This is a genomic window from Massilia sp. Root351 (genome assembly GCF_001425045.1).
In the GTDB taxonomy this organism is placed as follows: Bacteria; Pseudomonadota; Gammaproteobacteria; order Burkholderiales; family Burkholderiaceae_D; genus Rugamonas.
Genome location: NZ_LMDJ01000020.1, coordinates 1 through 7,248 on the forward strand (window position 1 = coordinate 1; position 7,248 = coordinate 7,248).

Annotated in this window: 6 protein-coding genes; 5 read left to right on the forward strand and 1 reads right to left on the reverse strand. The window is 64.7% G+C overall.

The genetic code is table 11. From position 1 onward, the window contains the following. Window positions 1–193 precede the first annotated feature (193 nt). Genes ASD15_RS17220 through ASD15_RS17240 form a run of 5 tightly spaced genes read left to right on the forward strand, consistent with a single transcriptional unit; the run spans window position 194 to window position 5,740 of the window. On the forward strand, window positions 194–2,089 hold the full coding sequence (locus tag ASD15_RS17220; protein WP_082551899.1) for a methyl-accepting chemotaxis protein: 1,896 nt from the start codon (window positions 194–196) through the stop codon (window positions 2,087–2,089). A 13-nt stretch (window positions 2,090–2,102) separates the two neighbouring features. Then, window positions 2,103–2,912, forward strand: a complete 810-nt coding sequence (locus ASD15_RS17225; RefSeq protein ID WP_057156231.1) for a protein-glutamate O-methyltransferase CheR — start codon at window positions 2,103–2,105, stop codon at window positions 2,910–2,912. A gap of 7 nt (window positions 2,913–2,919) precedes the next feature. After that, window positions 2,920–3,432 (forward strand): chemotaxis protein CheD, encoded by a 513-nt coding sequence (locus ASD15_RS17230; protein ID WP_200953983.1) that lies wholly within the window; start codon window positions 2,920–2,922, stop codon window positions 3,430–3,432. Beyond that, window positions 3,429–4,511, forward strand: a complete 1,083-nt coding sequence (locus ASD15_RS17235) for a chemotaxis response regulator protein-glutamate methylesterase (RefSeq protein WP_057156232.1) — start codon at window positions 3,429–3,431, stop codon at window positions 4,509–4,511. The genes ASD15_RS17230 and ASD15_RS17235 overlap by 4 nt, the downstream gene beginning before the upstream one ends. 8 nt (window positions 4,512–4,519) lie before the next feature. Beyond that, window positions 4,520–5,740, forward strand: coding sequence for an EAL domain-containing protein (locus ASD15_RS17240; protein ID WP_057156233.1), 1,221 nt, complete (start codon window positions 4,520–4,522; stop codon window positions 5,738–5,740). Between the two features lie 21 nt (window positions 5,741–5,761). Here ASD15_RS17240 and ASD15_RS17245 read toward each other — a convergent pair whose 3' ends face one another. Then, window positions 5,762–6,976, reverse strand: a complete 1,215-nt coding sequence (locus ASD15_RS17245) for a sensor histidine kinase (protein WP_057156234.1) — start codon at window positions 6,974–6,976, stop codon at window positions 5,762–5,764. Window positions 6,977–7,248 lie beyond the last annotated feature (272 nt).

Here is a 7,248-nt window from a genome sequence, read left to right on the forward strand (position 1 = left end):
TGCGCCGATGATAGTGCTGCAACCAGTGTGAAAGTAGGTTATCGTCAGGCTAGTTATATGAAAAAGCCCCGCCAGTGATCTGGTGGGGCTTTTTTGCGTTTGTGGCTTGGAGGCTGCTTTTTTCCCGGTTTCTATTGCTTGCAGGTAGGGCTCAGCCTAGCATGTGAAGACATCACTAGACTGGAGGGTGGCCATGCTGGGGAAATTCTCGATCGGGAAGCGTCTTGGTTTTGCATTCGGTTTGCTGACCTTGCTGTCGCTGCTGTTCGGCCTGATGGCTTACAGCGAGATCTCCGCCATGAACAGCCAGTGGCAGACCGTCAAGGAAGATGCCATTGCCAAGTCCAATGCCACCACCAAGGGTTCGGTGGCGCTGGGCAGCGCGGTCCAGATGTTCAAGAATTACGTGCTGCGCGGCGAAGACTACGACAAGCGCCTGATCGCCCAGCTGGACATCATCGATAGCATCGACGACGACTACAAGGCCACCGGCCGCATGACTTCCGAGGAAGAACGCATCCTCGCCAAGGTCCACCAGGACACCATCCTGTACCGCACCGCTCTCGGCAAGATCGTTGAACTTCGCGCAAGTGGCGTCAAAGATGCCGAAACACTCGACAAGTCCGTCAGCGGCGCCGACAAGCCGCTGGCCGATGCGCTGGAGCAGCTGCGCAAGATCACGGCCCAGACCACCAAGGCTTCCGACGAAAAGATGACCGCAGTCAGCGCCCGTGCGCGCCAGCTCATCGTCTCCGCGCTGGTGCTGCTGGTGATCCTGTCGATACTGGCCGCCGTCTTCATCACGCGCAGCATCACGCTGCCCCTGGATAACGCGGTGCAGGCAGCCAACCGCCTGGCCGAAGGCGACCTGGCGGTGTCGCTGCAGTCCGGAGCCAAAGACGAAACCGGGCAGCTGCTGCGCGCCATGGGCAATATGGTGGCCAAGCTGAAACAGGTGATCGACGGCCAGCGCGCGGCGGTGCAGGCCGCCAACAAGGGCGACTTCAGCAGCCGCGTCGACCTGCAGGGCCTGCAAGGCTTCCAGAAGGAGATGGGCGAAGGCCTGAACCAGCTTGTGACCACCACCCAGGGCGGCATCGACGACATGGTAGGCATGATGGAAGCCATCGCCGGCGGCGACCTGACTCGCACCATCGACAAGAAATACGAAGGCGCGTTTGGCGAGATGATGGGCTTCGCCAATTCTGCGGTGGCCAAGCTGTCGCAGGTGGTGTCCGAAGTGAACGACAGCGCGGCGGCGCTGGCCGCTGCTTCCGAGCAGGTCAGCGCCACGGCGCAGTCGCTGTCGCAGGCGGCCAGCGAGCAGGCCGCCAGTGTGGAAGAAAGCAGCGCTTCGATGGAGCAGATGACGGCCTCCATCAGCCAGAACACCGAGAACGCCAAGGTCACCGACGCCATGGCCAGCAAAGCGGCGACGGAGGCCACCGAGGGTGGATCGGCGGTGAAGGAAACCGTAGCGGCCATGAAACAGATCGCCACCAAGATCGTCATCATCGACGATATCGCCTACCAGACCAACCTGCTGGCCCTGAACGCCGCCATCGAGGCGGCGCGCGCCGGCGAGCATGGCAAGGGCTTCGCGGTGGTGGCGGCCGAGGTGCGCAAGCTGGCCGAGCGCGCGCAGGTGGCGGCCCAGGAAATCGGCAACGTGGCCGGCAGCAGCGTGAACCTGGCCGAGAAGGCTGGCACCTTGCTCGACTCCATGGTGCCCAATATTAAAAAGACATCCGACCTGGTGCAGGAAATTACCGCCGCCTCCGAAGAGCAGGCCACCGGCGTCAGCCAGATCAATATGGCGATGGGCCAGTTGAGCCAGACCACGCAGCAGAACGCGGCCGGTTCCGAGGAACTGGCATCGACCGCCGAGGAAATGAGCAGCCAGGCCGAGGAGCTGCAGCACACCATGGCCTTCTTCAATGTGGGCGCGGTGGCGGCGCCGGCGCGGGCTGCGCGCGGCCGCGCCGGCGTGCGCCAGGCGCCGGTCCGGGCCGCCGCCGTGCGGCCCGCGCCGCGCAAAGTGATGGGCGCCGAGACGGAGCCGGACGAATCGCAATTCACGCGTTTCTGAGGTTCCTGATCCGATGACTGCCGAACCCATCTCCGATCGGGAATTTACCCAGTTCCAGCGCTTCATCTACGAAGTGGCCGGAATCACGCTGGCGCCAGGAAAAAAGGCGCTGGTCAGCGGCCGACTGGCCAAGCGCCTCGCGCACCACAAGCTCACCAGCTACGGCGCGTATTTCAACATGATCGCCAGCGGCCAGTCCCCGGCCGAAACCCAGACCGCTGTCGATCTGCTGACCACTAACGAAACCTATTTTTTCCGCGAGTCCAAGCACTTCGACCTGTTGCGCAAGCTGGCTGCCGAAGCGCTGTCGCAGCGGCGCCCGTTCCGGGTGTGGAGCGCGGCCTGCTCCACTGGCGAGGAGCCGTACAGCATCGCCATGGTGCTGGACGACGTGCTGGGCGGCCAGGAATGGGAGCTGTACGCGTCCGACATCAGCACCCGCGTGCTGGCGGCGGCGCGCACCGGCCATTACGTGCGCGAGCGCACCAGCCACATTCCTCCCGCCTACCTGAAGCGCTACTGCTTGCGCGGCGTGGCCGAGCAGGACGGCACGCTGCTGGTGGAAAAGAGCCTGCGCCAGCGGGTGCAATTTCACCAGGTGAACCTGAACTCGCCCACGCCGCCCAAGTTCGGCCAGTTCGACGTGATCTTCCTGCGCAACGTGCTGATCTACTTCAGTCCCTCGACCAAGCACGAGGTGGTGGGGCGTTTGCTGGGCGCGTTGCGGCCTGGCGGCCACCTGCTGATTGGCCACTCCGAGAGCCTGCACGACATGGGCGGTCCGCTGCAGGTGCTGGCGCCGTCGGTTTATCGCAAGGTATGAGGCCGCCATGGCCGTCATTGACGTCTTCTTGCTGCCCGGCCAACATTTTGTCGGCGACGCACGGCACAGGATACGAACCTTGCTCGGTTCCTGCGTATCGATTACGCTTTGGCATCCACTGGCGCGGGTGGGCGCCATGTCGCACTTCCTGCTGACCATGGGCGACAAGGACGCCAAGAATGTCGGCCAGCTGAATGGGCGCTATTGCGAAGGCGCGCTGGAGCTGATGCTGGCGGACCTGGAACAGGCCGGCATCAATCCGGCCGAATGCCAGGCCAAGGTGTTTGGCGGCGGCATGATGTTCCCCGGCATAGAACGCGGCGACAGCATGGGGATAGGACGGCGCAACGGCGAGACAGCCGAACGCCTGCTTGAGCAGCACAAGATACCGGTGGTGTCCGAAAGCCTGTTCGGCGTCGGTCACCGCCATATTATTTTCAACGTCAGGACCGGCGACGTGTGGGTGCGCCAGGGGCCGCCTGGCACACCCGGGGTCAAGTCGTTGAAGGAGCGCTTATGAAGAAAATCAATGTGATGGTGGTGGACGATTCGGCCGTGGTACGCCAGGTCGTCACCGCGCTGCTGAACAAGGCGCCGGACATCCAGGTGCTGCATGCGGTGGCCGATCCCATCCTGGCCATGGAGCGCATGAAGACGGTGTGGCCGGACGTGATCGTGCTGGACGTGGAAATGCCGCGCATGGACGGCATCACCTTCCTGCGCAAGATCATGGCCGAGCGCCCCACGCCGGTGGTGATCTGCTCCACGCTGACGGCCAAGGCGGCCAAGACCACCATGGAGGCCATGGCCGCCGGCGCGGTCTCCATCATCACCAAGCCCAAGCTGGAACTGAAGCAGTTCCTGAACGACAGCTCGGACGAACTGGTGGGCGCGGTGCGTGCCGCCGCCGTGGCCAATGTGCGCCGCCTGGCCGGACGCGCCGCGCCCTTGCAGCCGGTGGCCAAGCTCACCGCCGACGCCATCCTGCCTGCCGCCGACGGCCGCGCCATGACGCAGACCACCGAGCGCGTGGTGGCCATCGGCACCTCCACCGGCGGCACGCAGGCGCTGGAAGTGGTGCTCACGTCGCTGCCGCGCGTGTCGCCCGGCATCGTCATCGTGCAGCACATGCCGGAGAAGTTCACGGCTGCCTTTGCCGAGCGCCTGAATTCCGTGTGCGAGATCACCGTCAAGGAAGCGCAGACCGGGGACCGCGTCACGCCCGGCCGCGCGCTGATCGCGCCGGGCGGCAAGCACATGCTGTTGCGCCGCAACGGTGCCCAGTATTTTGTGGAAGTGATGGACGGCCCGCTGGTGAACCGGCACCGGCCTTCGGTCGATGTGCTGTTCCGCTCCGTGGCGAAGTGCGCCGGCTCGAACGCGCTGGGCGTGATCATGACCGGCATGGGCGATGACGGCGCGGCCGGCCTGCTGGAGATGCGCAACGCCGGCGCCTACACGGTGGCGCAGGATGAAGCCAGCTGCGTGGTGTACGGCATGCCGAAGGAAGCAGTCAAGCGCGGCGGCGTGGAGCGCACCGTGACGCTGGACCAGATCGGCCGCGAGATCGTGCAGCAGATGAATTCCTTCCTGGCCTGAGGCAGTCCATGGCTGACTGGAGCGGCTGCACGGCGATGGTGGTGGAGGACAGCCCTGTCCAGCGCGACCACATGGCCGGGCTGCTGCGCCAGGCCGGCTTCGGCGACGTGCTGCTGGCTTGCGACGGCATCGATGCGCTGCGCAAGCTCAATGCGCGCGGCGTGCCGGTGGAACTGGTGCTGACCGATATGGACATGCCCGGCATGGACGGTATCGAGTTGATGCGCCATCTGTGCGAGCTGGAGCTCGCTGCCAGCCTGGTGGTGGCCAGCGCGCGCGAAGAACGGCTGCAGGAAGCACAGGCCAGTATGGCGCAGCGCGCGGCGCGCCTGGTGCTGCTGGGGACCGCGCTCAAGCCGCTGCATTTCGACAGGCTTGGCGAGATCCTGGCGCGGGCCGACGCCGGCGGGCTGCGCCAGGCTACTGCCACCGGCTTGCCGGCACCGGCCGAAGTGGAAGCGGCGCTGGCGGACGGCCGCTTCCTGCCCTACTACGAGCCGCGCATCGAGATCGCCAGCGGCATGTTGCGCAGCCTGGACGTGCAGCCGTGCTGGATGCACCCGGAGCGCGGCCTGATACGCGCGGAGCGCTTTCTTCCCGCCTTGCCTGGCACGGACTGGATCGCGCCGCTGACGGCGGACATCGCGGCGCAGGCGCTGCGCCAGCTGCGTGCCTGGCATGACATCGGCCTGATCTCGCTGGGCCTGTCGATCAAGCTGCCGGTGGAGACCCTGGCCGACCGCAGCCAGATTGACCGGCTCAGTGCCCTGGTGCGCGAACTGGGCCTGGAACCGCGCACCGTGACCTGGGAATGCCAGGAGCCGGTGCTGGCGGGCGGTGCGCCGCTCACCATTGCCAACCTGGCGCACCTGGGCGTGCGGGGCTTCGGCCTGGCGCTGGGAGGCTACCGCGCCGGCCACACCACGCAGCAGCACCTGGCGCGCTGCCCGCTGACCGAGCTGCGCATCGACCCCGTCATCGTGCACGAAGCGTCACAGCATCCGCCGCGCCAGGCGCTGCTGCAGCAATCGCTGGCCGCCGCGCACCAGATGGGCATGGCGGCCGTCGCCGAAGGCGTCGAGCTGGTGGAGGATTTGGCCTTGCTGCGCAGCCTGGGCTGCGAACTGGCGCAAGGCGCGCTGGTGGCCGCGCCCATGCCCGGCAGCGCGCTGGCTGGCTGGATCAAGAACAACCGCAGGCGGTTAAAAGAGCTGGCGCAAACCGCGTAGGGTGGGATAGGCGGGCGTGTCCTACGCACGCATCGGCGCCGTGATCGGCAAGGTCAAAGTGAAGGTGGTGCCGGCGCCGGGCGTGCTGCGCACATCGATGCGCCCGCCCAGGATATCGCCGACGATATTGTGCACGATGTGCAGCCCCAGCCCCGAGCCGCCCACTCCAAGCTTGGTGGTGAAAAAAGGTTCGTAGATGTGCAGCAGGTTGTCCGCGCTGATGCCCTTGCCGTCGTCGGAAATGGTCAGCACCACGCTGCCCTGTTCTTCTCCGCTGGAGCTGATCGCGATAGTGCCGTAATCGCGCCCGTCCAGTCCGTGCGTAATGGCGTTGGTCAGCAGGTTGGTGATGACCTGGCCCAGCGGACCGGGATAGCTGTCCATCATCAGCGCCGGCGGAATGTCCTGCGTCACCGTGTAAGGCGTGCGGCGTATGGTGGGCAACAAGGTCAGCACATTGCCGGACACTACGTCCGCCAGCAGGAAGGTGCGGCGCTGGGCACTGGTCTGGTCCACCGCCACTTGCTTGAAGTTCGACACCATGTCGGCCGCGCGGTGCAGATTGCGCACCAGCACCTCCACCGCCGTATTCGCGTTCGACAGATAGCTGTCGAACACCGAGCGTTTCATCGGCTCGCCCCGGCTGAACATGGCGCGGATCTCGCTGGTCTGGTCCTCGAAAGCGCTGGCGATCATCAGGCTGTTGCCGATGGGCGTGTTCAGCTCGTGCGAGATGCCGGCAACCAGCGCGCCCAGCGCCGCCAGCTTTTCGCTATGCACCAGTTCCTCTTTCGCGCGGTTTAACTGTTCGAACATTTGCTGCAGGTCCCGGTTGGCCTTGCGCAATTCCAAATGGGTGTTGATGCGGGCCAGCACTTCCTCGATCTGGAAGGGCTTGGTGATGTAATCGACGCCGCCGGCTTCGAAGCCGCTGACCTTCTGGCGCGCGTCGGCCAGGCTGGTCATGAAGATGACGGGGATATCGCGGGTGGCCTCGCTGGCCTTCAGGCGGCGGCAGGCTTCGAAGCCGTCCATGCCCGGCAGCACCACGTCCATCAGCACCAAGTCGGGCAGGCCGAACTCCGCGCGCATCAGGCCTTCTTCCGCATGGCGGGCAATCAGCACCAGGAAGCCCCGGGAAGACAGGTGATCGAGCAGGGCGGTCAGGAATGAAGGCGAGTCATCCACCACCAGTATGGTGGGCGGACTTCCGGCCGGCAGTTCATGTGGGACCATCCTGACTCCTGTCGAATATGGCTGCAACACCTGCTGCGGAAAGTATATTCCAAAAACACTGTTGCAAGGCGGGGCAGGCTTTGCTATAGTTCTGTCCCCGCGCTGCTGAACACACGCAGCGCTGGATGAGAAGAGAAAAGAGGGTTGACGGAAGTATCGACAAGCCTCATAATATCGCCTCTCTGCTGCTGAACAAAACGCTTCAGCAAGTAACGCAGAATTCTTTAAAAATTAACAGTCGATAAGTGTGGGCGTTTGATGATGATGCCGGA

What these genes read in the sequence shown, in the direction of transcription:
- ASD15_RS17220 (WP_082551899.1), top strand. Translation starts at nt 194, where the DNA reads ATGCTGGGGAAATTCTCGATCGGGAAGCGTCTTGGTTTTGCATTCGGT.
- ASD15_RS17225 (WP_057156231.1), top strand. Translation starts at nt 2,103, where the DNA reads ATGACTGCCGAACCCATCTCCGATCGGGAATTTACCCAGTTCCAGCGC.
- ASD15_RS17230 (WP_200953983.1), top strand. Translation starts at nt 2,920, where the DNA reads ATGGCCGTCATTGACGTCTTCTTGCTGCCCGGCCAACATTTTGTCGGC.
- ASD15_RS17235 (WP_057156232.1), top strand. Translation starts at nt 3,429, where the DNA reads ATGAAGAAAATCAATGTGATGGTGGTGGACGATTCGGCCGTGGTACGC.
- ASD15_RS17240 (WP_057156233.1), top strand. Translation starts at nt 4,520, where the DNA reads ATGGCTGACTGGAGCGGCTGCACGGCGATGGTGGTGGAGGACAGCCCT.
- ASD15_RS17245 (WP_057156234.1), bottom strand. Translation starts at nt 6,976, where the DNA reads ATGGTCCCACATGAACTGCCGGCCGGAAGTCCGCCCACCATACTGGTG.